Annotated in this window: 16 protein-coding genes, 1 tRNA gene and 3 rRNA genes; 6 read left to right on the top strand and 14 right to left on the bottom strand. The window is 48.3% G+C overall.

Annotated elements, in window-relative coordinates:
• The 4 genes from L4D12_RS24015 to L4D12_RS24030 form a co-directional block, all read left to right on the top strand.
• Nucleotides 1-167, top strand: a 23S ribosomal RNA gene (locus L4D12_RS24015); the annotation flags it as partial.
• Between the two features lie 138 nt (nucleotides 168-305).
• A 5S ribosomal RNA gene (gene rrf, locus L4D12_RS24020) occupies nucleotides 306-421 on the top strand.
• A 46-nt stretch (nucleotides 422-467) separates the two neighbouring features.
• Nucleotides 468-583 (top strand): 5S ribosomal RNA (gene rrf, locus L4D12_RS24025).
• Nucleotides 584-615: 32 nt separating this feature from the next.
• Nucleotides 616-692: transfer RNA gene (locus L4D12_RS24030), tRNA-Asp, on the top strand.
• A 298-nt stretch (nucleotides 693-990) separates the two neighbouring features.
• Here L4D12_RS24030 and L4D12_RS24035 read toward each other — a convergent pair.
• The 14 genes from L4D12_RS24035 to hemL all read right to left on the bottom strand — a co-directional run bounded on the left by L4D12_RS24035 (nucleotide 991) and on the right by hemL (nucleotide 23,433).
• Nucleotides 991-2,403, bottom strand: coding sequence for a phosphoglucomutase/phosphomannomutase family protein (locus L4D12_RS24035; RefSeq protein WP_428450358.1), 1,413 nt, complete (start codon nucleotides 2,401-2,403; stop codon nucleotides 991-993).
• 62 nt (nucleotides 2,404-2,465) lie between these two features.
• Entirely contained in the window at nucleotides 2,466-4,874 is a 2,409-nt protein-coding gene (locus L4D12_RS24040) for a glycoside hydrolase family 94 protein (RefSeq protein ID WP_428450359.1), read from the bottom strand.
• A 39-nt stretch (nucleotides 4,875-4,913) separates the two neighbouring features.
• Entirely contained in the window at nucleotides 4,914-6,845 is a 1,932-nt protein-coding gene (locus L4D12_RS24045; protein ID WP_428450360.1) for a beta-N-acetylhexosaminidase, read from the bottom strand.
• A gap of 8 nt (nucleotides 6,846-6,853) precedes the next feature.
• The gene (locus L4D12_RS24050; protein WP_428450361.1) at nucleotides 6,854-7,741 is read right to left on the bottom strand and encodes a glucosamine kinase nucleotide-binding domain-containing protein; all 888 of its coding nucleotides are present in this window, start codon (nucleotides 7,739-7,741) and stop codon (nucleotides 6,854-6,856) included.
• A complete protein-coding gene (locus L4D12_RS24055; protein WP_428450362.1) occupies nucleotides 7,734-9,467 on the bottom strand; it encodes a glycoside hydrolase family 9 protein in 1,734 nt (577 codons plus the stop codon). The genes L4D12_RS24050 and L4D12_RS24055 overlap by 8 nt, the downstream gene beginning before the upstream one ends.
• Before the next feature lie 11 nt (nucleotides 9,468-9,478).
• Nucleotides 9,479-10,474 (bottom strand): ABC transporter ATP-binding protein, encoded by a 996-nt coding sequence (locus L4D12_RS24060; RefSeq protein WP_428450363.1) that lies wholly within the window; start codon nucleotides 10,472-10,474, stop codon nucleotides 9,479-9,481.
• A 23-nt stretch (nucleotides 10,475-10,497) separates the two neighbouring features.
• Nucleotides 10,498-11,469, bottom strand: coding sequence for an ABC transporter ATP-binding protein (locus L4D12_RS24065; protein ID WP_428450364.1), 972 nt, complete (start codon nucleotides 11,467-11,469; stop codon nucleotides 10,498-10,500).
• Entirely contained in the window at nucleotides 11,469-12,497 is a 1,029-nt protein-coding gene (locus L4D12_RS24070; RefSeq protein ID WP_428450365.1) for an ABC transporter permease, read from the bottom strand. The genes L4D12_RS24065 and L4D12_RS24070 overlap by 1 nt, the downstream gene beginning before the upstream one ends.
• A 2-nt stretch (nucleotides 12,498-12,499) precedes the next feature.
• Entirely contained in the window at nucleotides 12,500-13,486 is a 987-nt protein-coding gene (locus tag L4D12_RS24075; RefSeq protein ID WP_428450366.1) for an ABC transporter permease, read from the bottom strand.
• Nucleotides 13,487-13,625: 139 nt separating this feature from the next.
• The gene (locus L4D12_RS24080; RefSeq protein ID WP_428450367.1) at nucleotides 13,626-15,305 is read right to left on the bottom strand and encodes an ABC transporter substrate-binding protein; all 1,680 of its coding nucleotides are present in this window, start codon (nucleotides 15,303-15,305) and stop codon (nucleotides 13,626-13,628) included.
• A gap of 613 nt (nucleotides 15,306-15,918) precedes the next feature.
• On the bottom strand, nucleotides 15,919-19,308 hold the full coding sequence (locus tag L4D12_RS24085) for a hybrid sensor histidine kinase/response regulator (RefSeq protein WP_428450368.1): 3,390 nt from the start codon (nucleotides 19,306-19,308) through the stop codon (nucleotides 15,919-15,921).
• 319 nt (nucleotides 19,309-19,627) lie between these two features.
• Entirely contained in the window at nucleotides 19,628-20,647 is a 1,020-nt protein-coding gene (gene rsmC / locus L4D12_RS24090) for a 16S rRNA (guanine(1207)-N(2))-methyltransferase RsmC (RefSeq protein WP_428450369.1), read from the bottom strand.
• A 115-nt stretch (nucleotides 20,648-20,762) separates the two neighbouring features.
• Nucleotides 20,763-21,848, bottom strand: coding sequence for an AI-2E family transporter (locus L4D12_RS24095; protein WP_428450370.1), 1,086 nt, complete (start codon nucleotides 21,846-21,848; stop codon nucleotides 20,763-20,765).
• A gap of 286 nt (nucleotides 21,849-22,134) precedes the next feature.
• Nucleotides 22,135-23,433 carry a glutamate-1-semialdehyde 2,1-aminomutase gene (gene hemL / locus L4D12_RS24100; protein WP_428450371.1) on the bottom strand — a complete coding sequence of 433 codons (1,299 nt, stop codon included), beginning with the start codon at nucleotides 23,431-23,433 and terminating at the stop codon, nucleotides 22,135-22,137.
• 257 nt (nucleotides 23,434-23,690) lie between these two features.
• Between hemL and clcA the strand changes: the two genes are divergently transcribed.
• Together clcA and erpA are read left to right on the top strand one after the other, a co-directional pair.
• The gene (clcA, locus tag L4D12_RS24105) at nucleotides 23,691-25,094 is read left to right on the top strand and encodes a H(+)/Cl(-) exchange transporter ClcA (protein ID WP_428450372.1); all 1,404 of its coding nucleotides are present in this window, start codon (nucleotides 23,691-23,693) and stop codon (nucleotides 25,092-25,094) included.
• A 61-nt stretch (nucleotides 25,095-25,155) separates the two neighbouring features.
• Complete coding sequence (gene erpA / locus L4D12_RS24110) at nucleotides 25,156-25,497, top strand: iron-sulfur cluster insertion protein ErpA (RefSeq protein WP_428450373.1); 342 nt, start codon at nucleotides 25,156-25,158, stop codon at nucleotides 25,495-25,497.
• Nucleotides 25,498-25,857 lie beyond the last annotated feature (360 nt).

Raw genomic sequence — 25,857 nt, forward strand, 5'->3', positions numbered from 1 at the left:
ATAACCGCTGAAAGCATCTAAGCGGGAAGCGAGCCTCAAGATGAGTCATCCCTAGACCTTAAAGGTCTCTAAAGGGTTGTTGAAGACTACGACGTTGATAGGCAGGGTGTGTAAGTGCTGCGAGGCATTGAGCTAACCTGTACTAATTGCCCGTGAGGCTTAACCATACAACACCCAAGGGGTTTTATCTCGAAAGAGAATCGGACTCTGTAAGCACTTGAATGCAGTGTTGAACTACATTTGTAAACTAGTTAACTTTCCCAGATTGCTATTTACTGCCTGATGGCGGTGAATAAACGAATTTGCTTGGCGACCATAGCGTTATGGACCCACCTGATCCCATGCCGAACTCAGCAGTGAAACGTAATAGCGCCGATGGTAGTGTGGGGTCTCCCCATGTGAGAGTAGGACATCGCCAGGCTCCAAATTTTGGTTTATGTGACTCACATAAACAGTAAAAGAATTTACTTAGCGACCATAGCGCAGCGGTACCACCTGATCCCATGCCGAACTCAGAAGTGAAACGTTGTAGCGCCGATGGTAGTGTGGGGCCTCCCCATGTGAGAGTAGGACATTGCTAAGTGCTAAATTGCTTAAATGCTGAATAGACGCTGCGGAGCGGTAGTTCAGTTGGTTAGAATACCGGCCTGTCACGCCGGGGGTCGCGGGTTCGAGTCCCGTCCGCTCCGCCACTATACTAAGCCCGAGTCTGATGACTTGGGCTTTTTTACGTCTATTGCTCGTTAAAAATGCCCATAGCCACGTTGGCTATTTGGAAATGGTGAGGTGATAGTTCAGTCAGACAGTTCTGCGGGGCTTTTTGACAGCAAGAAAAAAGGGTAGCCAGGCTACCCTTGCCGCTAAAGCCTGTTGATTGGCTTGCGTAATGTAACAGCTATGCCGCTTGTTACCTTTTTAGACTCACATGTTGCCTTAGTCCCTGTCGCGGCAGTGGTGCGACAGGGGTAAGTGGGTAGTTAAACGAATAATTTAAACGTTTAAGAATTGCTTCACTTGCGCGACGACACACTCTGCCGTTTCTTTGTCGGCCATTTCGGCAAAGATACGCAATAGTGGTTCGGTACCAGAGAAGCGAGCGATCACCCAGCCGCCATTCTTAAAGTACACTTTCGCGCCATCTTCATAGCTAACTTTTTCAATATCAAAATCAAATTCAGGCAGCTGTTTATCGACATAGATCTTGCTGTAAAGCGCGTCTTTCTGTGCCGGTTTGAACTTACAGTCACCTTCGGCGGTGTAGGCATAGCCATATTTACCGTAGATTTCATCAAGCAGCTCAGAAAGCTTCTTACCCGTCACTGAGATCATCTCAACCAATAGGCTGGAGGCGAAGACGCCATCTTTCCCTTTGATGTGGCCACGAATCGTTAGGCCACCTGAACTTTCCCCTCCAATGAGAGAGTCATCCGCTTCCATTTGTGAGCTGATGTGCTTAAAGCCTACCGGTACCTCAAAGCTCTTCTCTCCGTGATCGGCGGCTATCTTGTCAAGAATATGCGTAGTCGCAATGTTGCGAACAACAGAGCCTTTCCAGCCTTTGTATTCAAGTAAGTAGTAGTAAAGTAGAATAAGCACTTCGTTCGGATGAATAAAGTGACCTTTTTCATCGATGATCCCAAGACGGTCAGCGTCACCATCGGTACCGATACCAATATCGTAACCTTCGTGAGCAACGATGTGCATCAACCGGTAAAGCGTCGCTGCGCTTGGTGATGGCATGAGGCCACCAAAGTCTGGATTTTTACCGTCGTTGATCACGTCCACTTCACAGCGGCCATTGATCAAAACCGTTTGCAGCGCATTTTTTGCCACGCCAAACATTGGGTCAATCAGTACGCGTAAATTGGCTTTTTTGATTGCTTCAATGTCGATGAAGTTGATGATTGAATCAACAAATGCATTCATTGGATTAATGATTTCAATTTGCTTGTCATTAATCGCCTGTTCAAAGTCGACACTTTTTACCTGTTCAGGGGTAAGCTTAGAAATTTGCTGCTCCACTTTTTGGGTAATGATTTCATCGGCATCACGACCACCTTCGATGAAAATCTTAATGCCGTTATAGTCAGCAGGGTTGTGCGAAGCGGTAATACACGCTGAGTAAGCACAGTTACGTTCTTTTGCTTCAAACATCACGATAGGTGTTGGAACAAATTTGTCGATGAGGCTGGCTTTAATATCGTTAGCCGCTAATACTTCAGAAAACCAATATGCCGCTTTATCAGAAAGAAAACGACGGTCATAACCGATGATGAAGCCGCGATCTGCAACATTTTCATCGTTAATGATGTTGGATAGCGCTTGTGCCACAAGGCGAACGTTGTCTTTGGTAAATTCTTCACCAATAAAGGCACGCCAGCCACCGGTTCCAAACTGAATCATGATGGAACTCCTATTTCTCTCTCGTAGTTAAAAGTGGGGCGCAAATGGCGCCCCGAAAATGGTTAGCCTAGCGTAACGATGACTTCGTTCACTGTGCCTTCTGCTTGAACTGGTACTGCAGTGCCTTTGATTAGCTCGCCATTGAGCGTAATAGACTTCACGCCTTTGCTGACTGAATCAGGGTTAACCACATTGATGTTGTATGTCGCACCTAGCCATTGGCGAGTTACCTCAAAACCAGGCCAGTTTGTAGGAATACATGGATCGATGGTTAGGCCATCAAAACCAGTACGTACACCAAGAATAAAGTTAGTCACGGCAAAGTAAGCCCAACCAGAGGTACCGGTTAACCATGGGTGGTTTGCACGGCCATGATCTTGGTGATCTCGACCCATGATGAACTGTACGTATGAGTATGGTTCCGCCACACGTTTTTCAATCATGTCGTTTTGGTTGTATGGGTTGAGTGCATCATAAAACTTCATTGCACGATCACCACGACCAAGTTTCGCTTCGGCAACCCAAGCCCATGGGTTTGGATGAGAGAAGATCGCGCCGTTCTCTTTTACGCCTTGATAAACGCGCGTAACAAAACCGATATCATCATTTGGTGTGGCGAATGATGGTGAGTTTAGATGTAGACCGTACTCAGAGAATAGGTTCTCATCAACCGCATCCATCGCTTTTTCACCGCGATCCTGAGAGACCGCTCCAGATAGAACAGCTAGGGTGTTTGACTCAAGGTGTACACGGCCTTCTTTTTGCTGTGCAGTACCGATCTTGTCGCCATTTTTGGTTAGACCACGAATGTACCAACCGCCTTCGTCATCCCACAGGTGAGTTTCACACGCTTCGCGAACGTTTGCTGCCATGATGGTATATTTTTCAACGTCTTCATCGCGGCCGAGGAATTTAGCCAGATCAATGAATTCTTGCAGTGCCCAGAAGTGTAGGAATGACACCATTGAAGACTCGCCACCACCTAGGTTTAGGCAGTCGTTCCAGTCAGCGCGTAGACCTTTACAGATACCGGTTTGACCGACATATTTTGCAGAGAAATCTAGCGCGGCTTTCATGTGATCATAAACCGTCGCAACACCACCATCCGCATAAGGGATCATTTCGTTGAAGAAGCTGTGCTCGCCTGTTTCCATTACGTATTTACAGATGGTAGGAACTAACCATAAGTGATCGTCAGAACAGGTGTCTTCGATGCCGTGGATCTTATCTTCATCCGATGGGGTTGGTACCACGGTTGGTGATTTTGATGGCTTAACGTCGGCTTTTTCTGGATCAAACCAGTCAGGATCAAATAGGTGCAGACCATAACCCGCTTTCACTTGACCACGTAGCAGGTCAACTAAACGCTTACGTGTCATCGCTGGGTTAGCGTGAGGTACAGAGATGGCATCCTGCGCGGTATCACGGTAACCCAAACCAGTACGACCACCGACTTCGATAAATGAAGCAAAGCGAGACCAAACCACACACGTTTCTGCTTGGTATAAAGTCCAAGCGTTGATCATGGTGTCTAAGCCTTCGTTAGGTGATTTAACTTGGAACTTCGCACAACGCTCATCCCAGTGAGCTTTAATGCCAGCAAAAGCATTATCAACTTCAGCAAGGTTTTGGTATTTCGCACGTAGACGATCGCCGTTGCCTTTGCCGATACCGAGGATGTAAGCAAAACGTACTTCTTGACCTGGTTGAATAACAAATTGCTTATGTAGCGAACCACAGTGGTTGTAACAAGTTTGTGCGGTGTTAAAACACTGACCTTGTTCAACGGCAAGTGGGTTTGCTTCATCACGGTATAGACCTAAGAAGCTATCACGCTGACCGTCGTATGAATCTGGATCAAACGTTGATGCTAGGTAGTAGAAACCTTCGAAATCGTTCGTGTTGTAGTAAAGATCGTATTCGATGACGCCATCTTTGTATGAAGTCCCCGCAGAGTACAAAGACATCTGATGGTTTTGGTTATCAGATTGAATATGGCTGAAAGAGAACTCCACAAATGAGAAAGCACTGATAGTACGTGGTTTGTCAGACGTGTTTTTGATCACAACATCCCAAACTTCTGCATCTTCACCTTTTGGTACGAACAGCGTTTTCGTTGCTTCAATGCCGTTGTAGTCACACTTGAATTTTGAGTAAGACAGACCGTGACGAACTTCATAGCTCGCTTCGTCTAAGCTTTTCGCTACTGGCTGCCATGAGATTGACCAGTAATCACCCGTCTCGTCATCACGTAGGTAAACGTAGTGTCCTGGGCGATCAAATGTCGCGTTCGGACGGAATTTTGTCACACGGTTGTATTCTGGCGAGTTGTAGAAAGAGTAACCGCCAGCATTGTGTGAGATAACAGTACAGAATTTTTCTGTACCTAGATAGTTCGTCCATGGTGCTGGCACGTCAGGGCGAGTAATGACATATTCGCGATTGTCGTTATCAAAGTAACCGTATTTCATTGTATTTAAATCCTTTAACTGTAATCGTTGTCTTGCGTTTTACTCGCAGCGACGGTAATTAATGCCTACCTTGTCGAGGTATGACAGCTGGCCATTCAAGCGGGCTTTAAAATCAGGCCAGCTACGTGCTTCTGGTGCTGTCCAGCCGAGTTCAGACACGGCCAGTAAGCGGGGGAAAATCATGTAATCAAATCGACTCTGGTTGTTGACTAATTCACTCCATAAGGCGCACTGGATCCCTTTCACGCGTTGGTGTGCGGGATCGTTGGCAGGTAAGTCGGCGAACGGGCGATAGCTATAAACATGATCCAACGTTAGCTTACCTGCCCAATCAACACCGGCTTCCTCGGCAGAATAGCCTTGGGCCAGATCCAGATAAGTAAACTGAGCGGGTTGCATTACCACATTGAATCCGGCTCTGGCGCATGCCAATCCAGCGTCTTCATTACGCCATGAAAAAATCACCGTATCTTTACTGACTTTTTCACCGTCAGTCGCCTCTTCCCAACCCATCATGCCCTTGCCTTTACGCGCAAGATGTTGCTCAGCAAAGCGCAAGATGTGACCTTGCAACTCTTTAGGATCTTGGTAGTTATGCTTGTCCATCAGGGCTTGGCAGGCTTGACTATCCGTCCAGACGCCAGCTGGAACTTCATCCGCACCGATATGAACATAAGGGCCAGGGAACAGCTCACATACTTCATCTAACACATTGGTAAGAAAACTGTATGTGCCTTTTAGTGCGGGTGACAGAATATTATCTGGATAGCCCTGAATACTGCGATATTGTGAATGATCGTCAGGGTCAACCAGTAAATCAGGCAGCGAACGGATGGCTGCGCGGCAGTGTCCGGGAATATCAATTTCAGGGATGATGGTGATCCCTCGATCGCAGGCATAAGCAATCACATCACGGATATTCTGTTTAGTGTAGAAGCCGCCGTAGCGCTGACTGATAGTGGTAAATTGAGGCAAAATCGCTTCATTCGGACCACGCCAAGCTCCAATACGGGTTAACTCTGGGTAGGTATCAATCTCGATACGCCATCCTTCATCGTCGGTGAGGTGCCAGTGGAATGTATTGAATTTATAACGTGCCATTTGATCGAGCAGTGACTTGATCCGCTTGACCGGATGAAAGTGGCGACCACAGTCAAGCATCATACCGCGATAGTCATAGTGAGGGGCATCTTGCACCTCAACCATGGGAATACAATAAGCCGCTTGTACCTGATGGCTTGGTTGTTCCGGGATCAGTTGCAACAAGGTTGCTGTGGCATGGCTAAAACCGGATTCAGATCCTGCTTGTAACCAGATGTTATCCTGTTCAATCAACAGGGTGTAGGCTCCGTCTTCAAGCTGCTCACGATATTGGTAACTGATATTGCCGTTGCTGCATACTGAGATGTCATCATGCAATAATGCTGATAACTCCTGCTGTAGCCAACGGCTGCTTCCTAATGCTTGTTCAGGCTGTGCTGAAATAGCGGTGTGCTGGGTGAGTCGGAAATGTCCATCGAGCTGCTGCAGTGAACGTGGTGCCGGGATCACATTAATCGATTTAGCGGCGGGCAGTGGGGTCTTAAACCGCTCTGAACCAGGAGCCTGAAGATTGATCGTTGTCACTTCAACTGGCAGTGGCGTGATATCCCCCCCTTGGCGAGCAGTATTGAGAAAAGCCTCTGGGATCCCATCATCAAATAGCGTAAAGGGTGCCGTGCCGACTGTGAATTCTGTATAAAAATGGCTGTTTGGTGCCAATGTTGCTTTAGCCGGTGGTGTAAGAATGCAATAGCTGCCTATCTGGCTAATTGTGCCATTAGTCAGTGAGTCAGCTTTTATCCAGCGGCCAATAGCAAAATGAAGGTTCCAGCCTTCCAGAGCTTGGTCGGTGAGGTTATGTAAGGTTAAAGCAAAACGTGATTGTTGATCTTGTTGTTCAATCACTGTTAAATCAAGGCGGTAACTCATAGATATACTCACAATAGATATAGATCGTGGTTTCCCCTGGCCATTGCCAGAGCACCGTCCATAGCGTCACCTTGTGGGGTGGCAATACGTTGTTGCATTGGGGGAATGAGCCAAGCAGTGATCCGCTCAGCAATACTGCCCATTAGACAAATATTTTGTGCTCCGCGATTGATAAGCGCTTTCATCAACATCTCAATATCCGTTGCGGTTTGATTGAGCATGTCGATACCCAGAGCGTCACCTTGATAGGCATGCTCAAAAATAGCTGGTGAGAATTGGCCATATTCACAAGGACGGGCGCGCTTCGACCAGCTAACAATTGCATCAATATCATGGTCAAAATGTTGCAGTACATGGCTTGCCAGCGGCGTCAACGGGCGAATGCCATCGGCTGCCAAGAGTACTTGTTGGATCAGACGCAGTCCCATGACGGCGCCGCCGCCTTGATCTGATATTGGGAATTCACGGCCACCGACAATATGCTGCTGGCCATCTAATAGTAGGATGCCGCATGATCCGGTTCCTGCGATCAAAATAGCACCGTCTTTCCCACCCCAAGCGCCTAAACACGCCCCGTAGGCATCGGTATTGAGTGTGATCGTAGCGTAAGGATGCGGCAGTGCCATGAAGTCATACCACGCCTCTTTCAATTCTGCGCCAGCTAAGGCAAGGCCAACGGCCATTTGTGAAAAGTGGTACTCATTTAATCCGGCAACATTTGCTGCGGTAGCAATGGCATCCTGAATGGAATTCATTGCGACTTGGCCGCCGAGAAGAATATTGGCGCTGCCCGTTTTGGCCTCGCCGAGTAGGTTGCCATTTAGGTCAGTGATTCGGGCACGGCAAGATGTTCCACCGCCATCGACTCCCACATAGAAGAGGATAGGATTAGTCATGATTGCGTTCCTTATACTGTAGAGTGATAGCAAGTAGATACCACCCTGCATGAGGGATCCATTGCTCACCCCAGCGCCAGTTTTGCAGGATATCCTGGTCATACGGCTGAGGGTTGAAAGCAATATCGTGCTCGTTGTCAAAACCGCTAGTGATCCCATTGCAGACCCCGCCTCGGGCATTAAAGAATCCGAGTTCCGGCAGGTAATCAGGATTATTACGGCCGTGGCCATCGAGCATGGAAATGTCAAAAGGATTGAGGCCAAGCAGCCAGTCTGTCAGATGCTGGGCATAAGTCTTGAGGTCACTTTTCAAGTGACTGGCAAGTGAGTGCTGACAAGCCATATACGCCATACACGCTAATGATGCGAGGCGAGCATTTTCGCCTTGCCACCAGTAGCCTGTCTCATTGTTATGAGGTACAAAAAAAGCGCTATGTTTATCACCGTCGACAGCTTTGACATACTGACGCGGATAGCCAAATGGATTATTGACCTCTTGAGTGATCGTGAGTTCAAATTGCAGCGCATTGGTAATGATTGTACCGACATGCTGTTGGCGATCGTGCTCGGGTTCAATAGTGAGGTAGTGCAGTAAACTTATTGCGGGAAGTCCCGCTTCAGCCGCATGAAAATAGGGGCGGCTACCATCGGCATTGGCCGACCAAAAATGCGTTTGTTGATCGTCACTCATTTGACGTTCGGCGAGTTGTGAAGCCCAACGGCGTGCTTCATTGAGGTAACGCTCGTTTGAGGTGGCACGGAATAGATCGACTGCGGCCAGTAGTGCGCAGTAGTTATCAATGATGTTTTCTGTGCCATCATTAAGGTATTGGGTATTCATCTCGATTAAGTGCCAGTAGCCGCGCTCTGCACAATCGAGATAATGCATGCTATCGCTAGCGTCAAACCCTAATGCTGCCACTGTTGGTGTAGCCAATAGGCGAGAGGCAAAGGCTAACGCGGCAATGGTGACCCCTGCACCCTGACGAAATCCGGCTTGGTAATCTTCAGATTTAACACCCGCTTGGGTGGCATAAGTACAAATTTCACGTTGTTCGGTGGCCTTGCTCCACTTGTCGAATACCGTCATATAGAAGAAGCCTTGTGGGCTTTGCATACGCAGCAGGAAGTCAGCGCCGTGCAATGCTTCTTCGAGTAATCGAATACGGGTAAAGTTAGCCACCCCCTTATCATCAATAAGCTGTTCAAATGCAGTCAGCATATTCCAGACAATCATTGGAGTCTGTTGAGGGTTAAAATAATTGCCATAGGAAAGGTGGCTTAAATACTTGCTGACATCGCCAGAGGCATCATACCAGCCGCCATGCGCATCAATGGTTTTATCTGAGCCTAAAATAGGTGCTTGGCGATCAGCGTGGTCAAATTTACCGCCGCTGCGCTGGGATTTAAAATAGTGTAAAACATCGCTAAAGGTGCGATGCATTAATAGCCCCTCAGCCACCACAAAGGGGGCTGAGAGGGTATTACCGACTTGGATTTGATATTCACCACAAGTTTCCAGCGTGGTGAAATCAAGTGAGTATGTCTGGCCTGTGTGCCATTGGTCTACCTGACCACAGGCCGTCATTGGCAGCTGCATAATGGACGTGCCATCTTGAATGCGAATGATGTCAGCAGATAGCGCTTGCAGGTGCGAGTTAGCTTGCAAGATAGCCTGCTTGGCACTAAAACGTTCGTAGCCCAAATGGTTCGTTAACAGCTGCATTGTTGCTCCAATTATTTGTCGAATAGGTAACAGCGGACAAAGTGGTTGTCAGATAGCTGGGTAACCCCTGGTAGCTGTTCACGACACTTGTCAGTGGCGTGGGTACAGCGGCCTGCAAATGGGCAGCCTAGGCTCTCTGGTGTCCAGAGTGGGATTTCGCCCTTATTACCTTTAAGCTTTTCATGAATCGATTTTTTCGGATCCGGTACCGCTGACACCAATAGCTGGGTGTAAGGGTGTTGTGGGTCATGGATGATTTCTTCGGTATCGCCCCATTCAACCATGTGGCCGACATACATCACCGCGAGATCTTCAGCGATGTAACGTGCTGTTGCGATATCGTGAGTAATGTAAAGCAGCGCCATTTCACGCTCGAACTTCATTTCTTCCATCAGGTTCAACACCCCGGCGCGGATAGAAACATCAAGCATGGAGGTTGGTTCGTCGGCAAGTACCACTTCGGCACCGACGGCAATATTACGTGCCAAGTTAACGCGCTGGCGCTGGCCTCCTGATAGCTGGTGCGGGTATTTCTCCGCTGTCGCTTTGGGCGGGATCAGCCCCACTTGCTCAAGTAGGCTGTAGACTTTCTCTTCCAGTTCTTTCTTGTTACCTTTGCTGACTTTGTTATGGATCAGCAATGGGCGTGCAATGTGATGGAAAATAGTATGAGTAGGGTTCAGGGAGCCGAATGGGTCCTGCCATACCATTTGAACGCCCTGACGGTATAGCATCAAGTCGTCTTTTTTCGTGATCTCGGCAATGTCTCGGCCAAAGTACTCAATGTGTCCATGAGTTGGGGCATACATCTTGGCGATCATCTTGGCCGTGGTGGATTTACCTGATCCAGATTCACCAACAACGGCTAAACCGCGGCTTTTGTACATTTTGAACGAGACGTCGTTAATCGCCCGCATGAATGGTTTTTTTAGCGAGTTACTGCTGACTTGGAAATCCTTTACCAGGTTTTTCCCTTCAATAATTGGTTGTCCGGTTGGCTTGCTCATAGTGCCTCCTGATTCCTTTTCTCTTAACTGCGCTTAGTGAATAGGTGGCAGTTGCTTAAACGGCCGGGTTCCAACTGACAAAGTTGGGTAGCTTGGCTGAAACAGGCATCGTGAGCCTTGTGACAGCGAGCTTGGAAGCGGCAGCCAGTAGGTATTTCCAACAAGTTAAGTGGATTACCTGGAATACCGGTCAGACGTGTTTTAGGACCTGTTAGCGGTGGGAATGAACTTCCTAGTCCTTCGGTATACGGATGATATGGCGTTTCTAAGATCTGTTTTGACGGAGCAACTTCAACCAACTCGCCGGAGTACATGATCCCGATGCGGTCAGAGAATTCGACCATCAACGACAGGTCATGAGTAATAAATAAGATGGAGAAGCCGAACTCTTCTTTCAGCGCATAGATCTTCTGGAGGATCTCGCGCTGAACCACCACATCCAGTGCTGTTGTTGGCTCATCCATGATGATCATTTTGGGATTGAGAGCCAGTGCAATGGCAATGACTAGACGCTGGCGCATGCCACCCGAGAACTGGTGCGGATAATCACGCAGCCGGTTAGGGTGAATATCAACGATTTCCAACAACCCTTCAGCGCGGCGGATGGCCTGCTGACGATTAAGTGTCGTATGGCGCATGATCACGTCACAGAACTGCTCTTCCATGGTCAAAACAGGATTCAGGGCGTTCATCGCACTCTGGAATACCATGGACATCTGGCTCCAGCGAAACGCAGTCATCTCGTTTTCATTGAGTTTTAGGATGTCACCATGACCATCAAAAATCACTTCACCTTCAGTGATAAATGCAGGCGGCTTATGCAGACGCATCAGCGAGAAAGCAACGGTGGATTTTCCGCACCCGGATTCACCGGCAAGGCCAAAAATTTCACCCTTGCCAATATCGAAGCTTACGTTGTTTACCGCACGCACATCACCAGATTCGGTAATGTAGTCAACGCACAGATTGCGAATGGATATTTGTGGGTTAGTCATTATTTCTCTCCCCCTTCAAGGGCTGGCTGAGCATCAACCGCTGCTGCAGCTTTTTCTTTGTTCTTTTGGTTAGCCATGTTCTGCCAGCGACGCATGCCTTTGTGCGAGCGTAGCTGTGGGTTGGCAATTTCATCGACAGCAAAGTTAAGCATGGCGAGGCCGATAGCGATGAAAATCAGAGCGAAACACGGTGCGAGTAGTTCCCACCATGCGCCGACCAGCATGGAGGAGGATGTGCGGACGTTGTTGAGCATCACACCCCAGCTCATTGAGCTTGGGTCACCCAAGCCAATGAATGACAGTGTGGCTTCGGTCATGATGGCGAGCATCACGGAACCGATGAAGCTGGCACCAACAATAGAGATCAAGTTCGGTAGGATTTCGACTAAAATAATCCGCCAAGATGATTCACCGAGAACTTCAGCGGCTTTGACGAACTCTTTTTCTCGCAGAGATAGGGTTTGGGCTCGCACCACGCGGGCACCCCATGCCCAGGAGGTGATACCGATCACTATGGCGATGGTGAGCGGCCCGGTTTCGCCGAGAAATGCTGCCAGAACAAAGAGTAATGGCATCTGCGGAATAACCAGCATGATATTCATCGCAGCAGACAAGATATCATCAATACGGCCGCCATAATAACCGGCAGAGACACCAATGATTGTGGCAAGGAAACACACCACTAAACCTGCACCAAAACCAACAGCCAGAGAAGTACGTGTACCGTAGACTACTTGAGACCAGATATCACGGCCCATACGAGACGTTCCTAGAACGTGCTCGGCATCTTTCGACATTAACAGCGTACGACGGTTGTCTGCTAGGTTCTCTGCAACCCAGCCATCAGGATTACTCTGAGCGGCTTTAACAACGAATGATGGGTATTCGTGTGGGTTTCCACTCTTGCGATCATGTGGGTGTTCAGTAATGAGCGGTGCAAATACCGCCCCTAAAATAAAAATTGTGATAATGATAAGGCCAAACATCGCCTTGCCATTGTTAGACAGTAGTTTAATTAAGGCTTTCATGATTATTTGCTTCCCTTACGTAGGCGAGGGTCAAGAGCGACAATCAGTAAGTCGGCCATGAAGTTAAAGAACAGCATGAACAAGGTCATGATAAGTAGCTGGCCTTGAAGAACCTGATAGTCACGGCCGTTAATTGCGTTAAGCAGTACGGTACCAAGACCTGGGTAGTTGAAGATAATTTCGATAATCAGCTGACCACCGATAGCCATACCCAATGCCATTGACAGCGCTGTCACACTTGGTAGTAAGGCGTTACGGGCGGCATAGTTAAAGACCACGCGGTTTTCACTTAGGCCTTTACCTTTGGCCATGGTGATATAGTCTTCATTCAGCAGGTTGATCATGTTGTTACGCATGTTGATCAAGAACCCGCCAATCTGAATGATGGTGGCACAAATCAACGGTAGAATTGCGTGATAAGCGACATCTTTATAGAATTCCCAGCTGGTCCAGTCTGCAACTATGCCTGGGGTATAGGCATAACCAGTCGGGAACCACTTCAAACCGATGGCAAAGGTATACAGCGCAATCATTGCCGTTACGACGGCGGGTACCGCCTGAACAACCAGCATTGCAGGTGAGATGAAAGCATCATACTTACTGCCACGTTTCCATGCAGCAAAGATACCCAGTATCGAACCGAGACAGAAAGACAAGACAACCGCAGTGCCGGCTAGAAATAGTGACCAGCCAACCGCATTACCCAGCATCGCGTTTACGGTTTGTGGATAGGTCTGGATAGAGATACCCAGATTCCAGCTCAAGATGCTTTTTAGGTAGGTAAAATATTGTTCGTAGAGCGGGCCATCAACAAAGCCTAATAGCTTGGTCATTGCGGCGATACGCTCAGGTGTAACCTGTACAGTTGCGTTAGCAAACATCATGGTGACGGGGTCGCCCGGCATGATCCTTGGTATTATAAAGTTAATCGTAACGGCCACGAGGAACGCTACGAAATAAAAAGATAAACGTCGTAGAAAAAATCCCATAACTCACACCTTTCCAAACCAACCACACTCCCGAGGCTGGATTCAGGACAAAAATTCCCCTGACGACTGGCGCCATACTTGACAGTAGAAGAAGGGGGAGAGGCGGTGCGCAAGGCGCGCACCGCAATTTAAGTAGATATTACGCTTTTGGTTTTAGGTCTAGTACCTGAAGTAGACGCTCCTGAACACCAGCCCAAATCATTGGGCGGCCTTTAGGATTGTTCTCATTCCACCAGCCGTCGAATCGAGTAGTGTTGTACTGGAAGTTAAACGCACCTGTCATGACAGGGATGGTGATTTGGTTTTCAGCAATGATTTTCTGGATGCTGTGGGCAATTTCTAGCTGCTCTTTACGATCAGCAGTTTTATAGAAACTGTTTAGCAGTTTGTCCAGTTTCGCATCTTTGAAATGGTGCATCGCGAAGCGAGGCTTACCTTCACCTTCTTGCAGTGCTGAGTTGTAACCGTCGTTCCAGTAAGTGTGTGGATCCGCACCTAGGAAGTAGTTAGTGTAAGCTACGTCATACGTCGCATCTTGCATTGCCGTGTTGTATACCGCGAAGTCAGGTGTACGTGCTTTCGCATTGATACCGACATCTTGAAGTTGCTCAACACCTAGCTGTACCGTGTTGTTAAAATCAGTCCAGCCGTTTGGTGAGATGATTTCAAATGCGATTTCTTTGCCAGTTGGGGTTTCAACAAAACCGTCACCGTTAATGTCTTTGAAGCCTGCTTTTTTCAGCAATGCTTTAGCGTTCTTAACGTTGAACGTATTGAAATCTTTGTACTTGTTGTAAACCGCAGGATCAGACCAGCTCTTATGTGCATCACCTAGACCTGAAGCATAGTGGTTTGGTGAACCGTTACCATAGAATGCGATGTCGATGATTGTCTGACGGTCAACAGCCATTGAGAAAGCACGACGGAAGTCAATGTTGTTGATGGCTTCGTTGTTGCCCTTGTTTGGCGACTTGTAGTTAAGCAGGAATGACTGAGTGCCTGCTGCTGGGTACCAGTACTTGTGGTTAGGGTTTGCGGCAGCGTAAGTACTGTCGATGTCTGGAATGAATGATGAAGTCCAGTCAAGCTCAGAGTTGATAACTTTAGCCAGTAGCTGGTCGTTACCTGCAATCTGTGGCATACGTAGACAGTCAACATCTAGGTTGTCTTTATCCCAGTAATTCGGGTTTTGACACTGGATGTAAAGCTGTGGGGTAAAGGTATCAATCGCAGTGAAAGCACCAGAACCTACTGGGTTTTCGTTAGCGAATGACTCAGGCTTCTTCACTTTGCTCCAGATGTGCTTAGGAACAAAAGATACTTTTGCAATTTCAAATGGGGCGTTAGACGTTGCTTCAGTCAGGTCGAAGATAACCTTATTGCCTTGAGCCTTAGCGCCTTTCACCCATGAGTTCATACCAGTACGGTCTAGCTCAGGCTGTTTTTGAAGTAATTCGACAGTGTAAACAATATCTGCAGCTGTCAGTGCTTTACCATCTGACCATTTTAGGCCGTCACGCAGTTCAAAGGTTACTTGCATCAGGTCATCAGACATGTAGTAGTCTTTTGCCAGACGCATAACTGGCTCGTTACCATGCATTTGGTTAAAAATAACAAGTGGCTCATAGATGAACTCAGTTGTTGTATGCAGGCTAGTATCCAGGAAAGGGTTAAAGTTACGTACCATTGTAGGGTAGAACTGCGGCACGATCGTTAGTTCACTGCGTTCTGCTGCAGAAACAACCGGAGCTGTTAATGCGGAGGCTGCAGCGGCAACAACTGCCATTGCTATCTGGGTTTTCTTTATATTGGCAAGCATAGCTGTTCCTTACTCTTTGCTTTTTGTTTCACTTATTGAAAAAGCCCCGCTTCCACGGGGAGCTGTCGAACCTACTTCGTCTGGGCTGAGTAACGTGTCCCAATCGAATGGCCTTGTAGGCTCTTAGTGCCTCTAGGAAACTCTGGATTAACAAATCGGTCAATCTGGCTGCCCGTTAAAAACGTCAAATTCTTACGGGTTCCCGTAAAAAACGTTAAATACCGACTGTGATCTGGCGCTGGGTCATAATGTGCTTGTGCTTAATATCACGATTACTATCTTGTTTTTGGGCTTGTTACATGACTTGTTTTTCGATGATTTTTATTTAAATACATATAGTTATGGTTTTATTTGCTTGTTTTTAAATGTAATGAGTGTAAATCGGCTGGTTATTTCTGTGCGTAAAATTCGCACTTGGGATTTGTTGTGATTGGCCTCTCATAAACTAAAAGATTCTTGTCAATATCGTGGTTGCATCGTATTTTTAGCTGAATTCGATGGGTTTTTGAGCAGCTCCAGCTTGGGGGATCACGTAATTCGCAGTCTTTTTTATTGATATTTTGAGCCGAAAAAAAGCCTGCCAGAAGGCAGGCTTGAGTGAGGGAAAAAGGGATTATTGATTAAGCAATTGCTGGAGTTGCTCTTTCATTCCTTGCAGCTGACTGTGTTCCTTAGTTGCACTGTGACTACGCTCGAGTACGAAATCGATAGTACTAATCACGGTACGCCAGCGTGGTGTTTTGGGTAGCGTTTCAAGGTGTAGGTATTTATCCAATGTTCGGGTTTGCAATGTACTGCGGTCAAGGTAAACCCGCCATAAGCCACTTTCTTCAGCCAGTTCAAATTTGGTTTTCTTGGTACTGCTTTCCCATAGTTTGAGTGTATTCTTCATGATATCGACCAGCAATTCACGCAGCGTATCACCTTTGTTTTTTCCGCTATTATCCAGTTTGTCAGCCAGATGGCTGAATTCTTCGCCCAAATGACGAAGCTTATCGAGGTTGTCTTTATTGTGGTTAAATGCAAAACCAGAGAGTACCTCGATGGCATTTTCTAATATATTGATCCGGTGTTGCTCGGTTGGACCATGATTATCAAAAATAAACATCCGCTGTAGGCCTGATTCTTCTGGTAGGTTGATGACATCGGTATTCAGTGAGGTCAGTGTGTCACCAACATGGAACATCAGGCTACCGTGAAAATGATGACTGCTGCTGATGTCTTTAGGCAGGTGAGTTGCCAGAATATCTTCAATGTGAAGGCGTTCAATTTGTTCTGGAGCGCGGTTAAATAGCTTACCGGCGGCACCATTGGCATAGCGGATCCGGCCACCATTTTGAATACAGATAATCGCCTCATTGGTTGACTCTAGTAGGCCAAGCAGTCTGCTCTGGGTTTCGAGCAAGCCTGCTTCAACTTGTTCACGACGGTGTATTTCTTCAGATAGCCGCTGGTTTTCATGGCGTTGTCGCTCGGTTTGACCTGCTTTGAGGTGGGCGCCGATCCGTGCGGTGAGTTCCTCTTTGTTAAAGGGTTTGGTCAGGTAGTCATTGGCCCCAGATTCAAAGCCGCGGATCCTGTCTTGAACCTGTCCAAGAGCTGAAAGCATGATGATAGGGAGATCAAGTAAGCTGTAGCGCTGGCGCAACAGCTCACACACTTCATAGCCGGACATTTCTGGCATCATAATATCGAGGAGCATCAAGGCGGGTTGATGGGATTCAACCAAGCTGATGGCCTGATGGCCATTTTCTGCGGTAATGACTCGGTAACCTTCAAGCCGCAGAAAATTATTCAGAACCTGAAGATTTACCGGTTCGTCATCGACGACCAGTAGCAATTCACCATCAGGGTTTTCTGGGAGTCCTTCCAGCTCACAGACAGTCGTTTCTGATATAGGGGCTTGGAAATGCAGGCCGTGGCGAGACTGCTGGCTACTGGCTATATCATCTTCAGAGGCCTGATTGAGGGTGAAACTAAAGGTAGTACCGATCATCGGTTGGCTACTGACGTATAATCTTCCTCCCATTATTTCAATCAGTTGGCGGCTAATTGACAGGCCAAGGCCGGAACCTTGACGGTAGTTGGCTGAATTGGTGTTAGCCTGAATCAAGGGCTCGAAAATATGCTCCAGTTGTTCTGCGGGGATCCCTTGGCCAGTATCAACGACTTGAATACGGATTTGGTTTTCTAAGATAGTTGCAGAGAGAATGATTTTGCCTTCCGAGGTGTATTTGATGGCGTTGCCAACCAAGTTGTAGAGTACCTGCTCAAGGCGTTGTTCATCCCCCAGTACCAGTGGTAAGTCATCGGGGATTTGGTTGATGATCCGGACGGGCTTGCTACCCAGTAGATGACTCGATAGCTCCAGTACCAACCGGACGGCCAATGATACATCAATGGCTTGTTTCTGGATGTCCATATCCCCGTAGCGCATTTTGTGGTAGTCGAGTAGGTCATCAACCAAGTTCGTCAGGCGTTGACCACTACTGATCATAATTTCGAGCTGGCGGCGTTGCGACTGCTGAACGGGGCCATTTGCGCCTGCCAGCAAAGATTCGGCAATGCCGACCATGCCATGAAGTGGCGTTCGCAGTTCATGGGAGGTGGTGGCTAGAAATTCATCTTTGAGTTTGTCGGCGGTCTGCAGTTCCTTATTCTTTTGCTGGATCACCTGTAGATTTTGTTCCAGTTCAGCATTTTGATCTCTGATCAGGCTGATTTTTTCTCGAATTGACGATTGCATTCGGGCAAAGCTGATCGCCAGCCGGCCAATTTCATCACTGCGCTCAGTGCTCTCAATTTCCTGTTCGAGATCACCTGCGGAGGCGCGTTCTGCTGCCCATGTTAGGCGTAACAATGGGGCGGTGATGGAATTTGAAAGCCAGTGTGAGGCAATGATCACCAGCACAATAGCGGTGATCATGGCGACAAGAAAGATGACCTCTAATTGGCGGATCCGAGCAAAGGCTTCCTCTTCTGGTAATTCAACCACCAGTGCCCATGGGCTATTTGTCAGGATACTCATCGGGGAAAAGGCGCTGAGCACGGGGACTCCCTTAAAGTTGGTGAAACTACCCACCCCGCTGTCGCCAGCCAGTGCTTGGTTAATGCTATTACTGGAATAGGTCGTCGAAACACCGGATGCCATCGGAAGGAGAGAGTAGTGTTCCTGATCGATGAGTAAGGTTTGTACCGAGTGACCGCCATTGCCGGGGTCATTCAGTAAGCTAGCAATAGATTGATTGCCGAGCTTAAAGAAGACATAGCTATGCAGGTAGCCTTGCTGGATGATGGGCGCGGCAAACCAAGCGGAAAGGTGGTTCTGATCCGGCGCTGGGCTGAAATCAGTAAAGACGACCGGCACCTGATCAGGCTCTTCCTGCGTGAGTTTGGTCTTTTGCTGGATGGCGGTAAAGGTTTGGTTCAGTGCAGGATGGTCGTGCGCGGACTTCTGGAGGTTAATGCTGAAGGTGCCCGGGCTATTCGCCGAATACACGACATTACCTTGAATATCGACCAGAAGAATGTCCTCAAAGTGAGATCGTTTAAGGTATTCGTCATAGGCCCAATTATAGCGTTTGTACATTAAGCGGTAACGCTCATGACCGACATAATTCCCCGGCACCTGATCAATTTGGGATTTTGTTGTCAGCGTGTCTTGAAAATAGGTGCCCCGCCCCGCAGTGCGAAGTTGCTCTGAGATATCACCGAGTTGGTGATAGGCGCCGACTAAGCCATAGAATCGCCCTCCGCTGGCATTGGCCAGTTCAGAACGGGCAAAGCTTTGCACTTCTGATGTTCTTGCGGAAAAAAAACTGTTGAGCTGGGTTTGCTTGTTATCGAGTAAGGAGGCAAGGTGACTCGTGCTTTGCTCTGCCAGATCGGTTGAATGAGAATTGAGGAAAAAAAGGGCAGAGAGTGTCAGCGGGGTAATACTGAGCATTAAAAAAGCCAGCATTAACGTGTGCTGGAGTCGCTTGAAACGGGTTGTTTTCTGCATTCCGGTGCCTGAAATTACCAGTGAGACAAAAGGATTGAAATAGGATTAATTTACGGGATAGATCGTTTTCTTTAGTGTTTTTGCCGAAGGAATTGACGTAATTAACGTGTGAGCGTTGAGGGAAAAAGCACCAAGATTCCTGTTATACGTTGTTTTTTTGTCTAGGCAAGTATGCAGTAAAGGAAGCGTGTGTCGTCACACAGATTTGACGGAATTTACGTCATTGACGGGCGTTTATTTACCCAAAATGCGTTTTTTATATTGTTATTTCCAGGTGTGGGAGATATGCGGGCTAGGTGGGAGGCCTAGCCCGCGAGGGTTATTTTTGTGCGGTGTAAATGTTGAATTTGTTGCTCTTTGCGGTGATCTCACAATTGCCCATACTTGCTTCAAGCAGTGGCGGATAGCGGAGGAAGCTATTGGCTACAATGATGAGCTGGCCGTTTGGCGTTAGGTATTGCGGTGCCTGGGCAATAAAATCTTCTGTTGCCGCATAAAAAGTTTTAAGTCCGGCATGGAATGGCGGGTTGCTGATCAGGTAATCGTATGGACCTTGTAAGGCGGCATAGACATCAGTTGCGGTAAAGGTTGCGTCCAGCTGATTGACTCGGAACGTTTCTTTTGCCGACGCAATGGCTAAGGCGCTGATATCACACAATTCCAATTCAATACTTGGATGGTTGGTTTTCATGACTGCACCAATTACACCCGCACCACAGCCGAAGTCGAGCACTTTGCCTGACAAGGTAGGCAGAGTATTGAGTAGCAGTTCTGATCCTTTATCTAATTCGCCATGGCTAAATACGCCCGGTAACGAGCGGATAGTGATTTCGGTATTGGCGACAGTGATTGGATAGCTGCGGAACCACGCATTAATATCAAACGCGGCGGGTGCTTGCTCACAGCGTCCCCAATAGAAACTGCAGCGGCGTGCGGAGTCATATTTGGTCAGTGGGCCATGTTGAGCAAAGAGTTTTTCTGCGCTACGTACCCCACTGCGGTTTTCGCCTACCACACAAATTTCAGTCCCTGGGCCAAATTTGGCCAGCAACATCGCGAGCAGATATTCCGCTTCCGCTTTGGCTTTTGGCCAATAGAGCAAAATCATGTCGACATTGGCATCCACATTGAATTCAGCACCAAAGACGGTGGTCACCTGCTTGTATTTAGCCATGGTGCGGTAGTAGCCGTAATTCGTCGTGAACAGAGTCACTGATGCGGCGGTATGCGATAGTTCGATAGGAAAGGTATCAAACAGCTCACCGGCTACCAGTACGTTGCGGTTTTCGAAGAATTCCAGTTGGCGGGCTGCCACTTGGCTTGCTGCACTGTAAGACATAATGGCCTCAAGATTGGGTGATAGGGTAGTTGGGGCGCGAATTGTTCCACAAAACGACGAATAAGAAAAGTAGTGGCCGGGAGCGATGCTATCGGCCACATTATCGGGGGGATGATCAGCGCTGATCTTGGTGCTTGAGGAAGTCTTGGAACTCCACTTCGTAAAGCTTAAACAGTACCAGTGTCACGGCAAAAATGATGGGGCCGTAAATCAAACCGATCAAACCAAAAAGATTGAGACCGCCAATAATAGAGAAGAAGATCAGCAAGGTACTCATCCCTGAGCTGCCCTGCATTAACAGCGGGCGGAGGAAGTTATCAATAGAGCCAACGACAATCATGCCCCACCCGGCGAGGAAAATAGCCCATTCCCATTGTCCGGTTAACAGGAGGTAGAGACTCGCGGGTAGCCAGATCAGCGCCGTACCGACAATCGGGATTAATGAGGCAAAGGCCATCATCGATCCCCAAAATAAACCGGGAAAGCCCGCCATCCACATCGCAAAGCCACCGGCAAATCCTTGGGCTAACGCGGTCAGGAATGATCCCAATACTGCAGATTTAGCGACTTGCTCTACTTCATCCAGCACTGCATCTTCTTGGCTGCGAGAGAGTGGCAGTACGTGGCGAATCGCTGAGACGACTTTGTCGTGATCGCGTAGCAGAAAGAACAGCACAAACAGCATTAGCATGAAGTTGACGACAAAGTTGGTTGCATCACCTAGCAGTTTGGCACTGATATTGAGTAGTTGAGCGCCGAATTTTGACGCCGCAGTGGCCACTTTTTGTATCACGGCCTGTGTGTTCATTGGTTCGAAGGGGGAATATTTTTCAATCAAAGCAAACAGTTTGACCACGTAAGGGTGGGTCAATACATCATGGACACCGCCTGTTGTGAGCCAGTTATAGCTTTCTTTCGAGAAGGTGGTGCCCTGGTGGATAATGGAGGTAAAAACGATCAGCATCGGGATCACGATGATGAATGTCAGTAGCGTACATGACAGCATGGCTGAGGTATTGGGTGATCGTGGCATGATCTGCTCAATACGGCAGTGCAGCGGGTAATAGAGCAAAGAGATAATGAAAGCCATCACTATTGGACCTATATAGGGTGCGATAAGCTGGTAGCTAGCATAGGTAGCCAGCGCCAAGGCGGCTATCAGCATCCAGTGGCGCGATTCAATTTTGAATGGTTTAGGCACAGTGTTGTCCTTCATAAATGGGGTTTATCGTTGTGTATGTGGTGATAGTGAGCCTATGATTGCACCGCTATGGTTCATAGGCAATCATAAGCTGGACTATGTTGTAGAGAAATTCGACGGAGGCACAGATGGGTTGTTGCGGTTGTGAAAAAGAGGGCAAGAAAAAGTGGCGTTTGCCGCTTGCAGGGTGGGTGATCATCGTATTAGCGGTTGCCACTTTTTTTTTCTGGCAATAAAAAATGCCGCTCGAAGGAGCGGCATTTGGGTCTTTGAGCAATGGCTTAGATTATGCGTTTGCTTCTTTTGCTATGATGGCAAAAGCATATTCTGCCGCATCCAGTGTCGCTTCAACTTCTTTGTCGCCGTGGGCCAGAGAGGTAAAGCAAGCTTCATAGGCCGATGGCGCCAAGTAAACGCCTTTCTCTAGCATCAGGTTGAAGAAACGCTTAAAGCGTTCGATATCACATTTGGTGACATCGCTATAGCTGGTCACGGTTTCCTGATCGGTAAAGAAGAAACCGAACATGGCACCAACCTGATTTGTCGCGAGTGGAACACCGTACTTGTCTGCCAGTGACTTAAAGCCCTCAGCCAGACGCTGGGTAGTCGTCGCCAGTTGTTGTTCATGACCTTCTTTCGTCAGTACGTTCAGGCAGGCATAACCAGCCGCCATGGCAACAGGGTTACCAGAAAGCGTTCCCGCTTGATAAACCGGGCCTGTAGGGGCGATGTAAGCCATTACGTCACGACGACCACCGAAAGCACCAACGGGCATACCGCCACCGATGATTTTCCCTAATGTGGTCAAATCGGGTTTGATATTGTAATAACCTTGTGCGCCGCCATGCGAAACGCGGAAACCCGTCATGACTTCATCAATGATCAACAGTGCGCCAAATTCGTCACACAGAGCACGAAGACCTTCAAGGAAGCCAGGAACTGGTGGGATGCAGTTCATGTTACCCGCGACTGGTTCAACGATGATACAGGCGATTTGATCAGGGTGAGCTTCAAAGGCCTCACGCACGGTAACTAAATCATTGAATGTGCAAGTCAGTGTGTGCTTGGCAAAATCGGCAGGTACGCCAGGAGAGCTTGGCTGACCGAGGGTTAGCGCTCCTGAGCCTGCTTTTACTAGCAGGCAGTCGGCATGGCCGTGGTAGCAGCCTTCAAATTTGATGATTTTATCGCGGTTGGTGAAGCCTCGTGCCAGACGGATGGCGCTCATTGTCGCTTCTGTGCCTGAGCTAACCATACGAACCATTTCCATCGATGGAACAAGCTTGGTCACTAGCTCAGCCATGGTAATTTCCATTTCGGTTGGCGCACCGAAGCTGAGGCCTTGCTGAGCGGCTTGGATCACGGCATCGCGAATCGCGACGTGATTGTGGCCAAGGATCATCGGACCCCACGAGCCAACATAGTCAATATAGGCTTTGCCATCGGCATCAAAGATGTAGGCACCATCCGCGCGCTCGATAAATAGCGGGCTGCCGCCGACGCCGGCGAAGGCACGAACTGGCGAGTTCACGCCACCAGGGATCGTTTGTTGTGCTTTGGCAAATAAATCAGCTGACTTGCTCATTGTGATGTCCTGTGGTTAAAAATATCCAAGTTGAACTGTCGGCATTGTACCTAGGCTATGGGGGGCTTTCAATTGGCTGACAGTCAACTCTGAGGGGGATGATGGCAATGAAGGGAGTATGCGCAGGGATGGAAATCTAGTTTTCAACATTGAATATGTAAAAAAGGGGCGCTGTCAGCTATTCTTGGCAGAGTTACCTCACTTCTTTTCTTTATGGTTCGGCTCCGAACCGTGTTCATTGACATACGGCAATCTGAATGACTGACAGCAATCAAGGCACTCCTGCGGCCGAACGATTACAGCCTAGTGGGCTGGTTCGGCGCTTTCTTTCCCGTGATAAAACACCAGTATCGGTGCTTTTCCTTTCCGCGCTGGTGGGTTTGGGAGCCGGATTGTTGTCGACCCTATTCGAGATCGCGGTACATTGGATTGCCGATCAGCGAACGGCCTGGTTGCGTGCTGAAATTACCAGTGCGCTGCCATTATGGTTATCGGCTTTTTTGATCAGTGGATTATTGGCATTTATCGGTTATTACCTGGTGCACCGTTTTGCCCCTGAAGCTGCCGGTTCCGGGATCCCTGAAATTGAAGGGGCAATGGATGATATGCGCCCCGTGCGCTGGTGGCGGGTTTTGCCAGTGAAATTTATCGGGGGGCTGGGGACATTAGGCTCGGGAATGGTACTGGGTCGGGAAGGGCCATCGGTTCAGATGGGCGGCAATATTGGGCGGATGATATCAGATTTATTTCGGCTCAAAGATAAGGAAGGTCGCCATGCCTTGCTGGCATCAGGTGCTGCTGGTGGCTTAGCTGCAGCTTTTAATGCACCTTTAGCCGGGATCATGTTTGTGGTTGAAGAGATGCGGCCTCAGTTTAGATATAGCCTGATTTCCATTAAGTGCGTCATGATCTCCGCCATTATGGCCAATATTGTTTATCGCAGTTTATCTGGTCAGCATGCGGTGATCAGCATGCCGCACTATGATGCGCCAATGCTGCATTCGCTATGGCTATTTTTGCTGTTAGGGATGTTTTTTGGTGTATTCGGCGTGATTTTTAACCGTCTGGTGACCCTCACTCAAGATATGTTTATCCGGTTTCATCATAATAACACTCGCCGCTATCTGTTGACGGGGGGCGTGCTAGGGGGCTGCTTTGGCTTGCTGTTGTTATATTTGCCCGAGTTGACCGGAGGTGGCCTGACGATTATCCCGAGCGCAACCAATGGGGATTATGGGATCAGTATCTTGTTGCTGTTGTTCTTGGCCCGTTTGGGTACGACTCTTCTGTGTTTTGGTTCTGGGGCTCCCGGGGGGATTTTTGCCCCGATGCTGGCTCTTGGCACGCTGTTTGGTACATTTTTTGGCATGCTAGCCCAGCAGATGTTCCCTGAATTAGGTCTTGAGCCGGGGATGTTTGCGATTGCGGGGATGGGGGCACTGTTTGCGGCTACGGTTCGAGCGCCGATCACCGGGGTATTACTGGTGATAGAAATGACCAACAATTATGATTTGATCTTACCGTTGATCATTACCACTCTGGGCGCAACGATGCTGGCACAGGTGTTAGGAGGTCAGCCTATTTACTCTCAATTGTTGCATCGGGCGATAGAAAAGGAAAAAATGGCCCAGCGAGAGCAGTCTCCAACGGTCAATACTTGAACAAGATAGTCAGGTATTAGATAATCACGTCAATGACCGAGTGTATTTGAGAGGTTTTTTAATGAGCGAAGCCAATTTGCCGCTGAATTTTTCTGATGTTGCTGCGAATAAAGTGAAAGCGCTTATCGCCGAGGAAGAAAACCCTGAGCTGAAACTACGCGTTTATATCACCGGTGGTGGTTGTAGCGGATTTCAGTACGGTTTCACCTTTGACGAGAAAGTGAATGATGGCGACACCACAATTGAGAACAGTGGTGTGACGCTGGTGGTTGATCCCATGAGTCTGCAGTACCTGATTGGCGGCACGGTTGATTATACCGAAGGGCTGGAAGGTTCCCGTTTCTTCGTCAATAATCCGAATGCGACCACCACTTGTGGTTGTGGTGCGTCGTTCAGCGTATAAGTGCGAAATACACCGATTCGACGTACTTAGAATCAGTGTTTAGTCGCTGGAATAGTAAAAAGCCGCAACCTGTAAGGGGATGCGGCTTTTTTGTTTGCCCAGCGAAGCTGGCAAACCCGTCAGGTTGCAAGAAACCTGAATCACCCCGACTGAGGGGAAGATAATCCGAATCGCAAGGGCGTTGCTGGCCAACGGCAGGGTCTGAAGGAAGCGATAGGAAGTTAACAGTACACAACGAAAGTGAACCTGATTCGGCAGTCTAGGTGGGTAAGCGTGCAAAATAGCGCAAAGCCCCATACTCAGTCAGACCTATGCTGTGCTTGAGGGTGGAATTGTTAACAGGGAGCCAGTGCAGTAACT

Source organism: Photobacterium nomapromontoriensis, from assembly GCF_050336815.1.
Lineage (GTDB): Bacteria > Pseudomonadota > Gammaproteobacteria > Enterobacterales > Vibrionaceae > Photobacterium > Photobacterium nomapromontoriensis.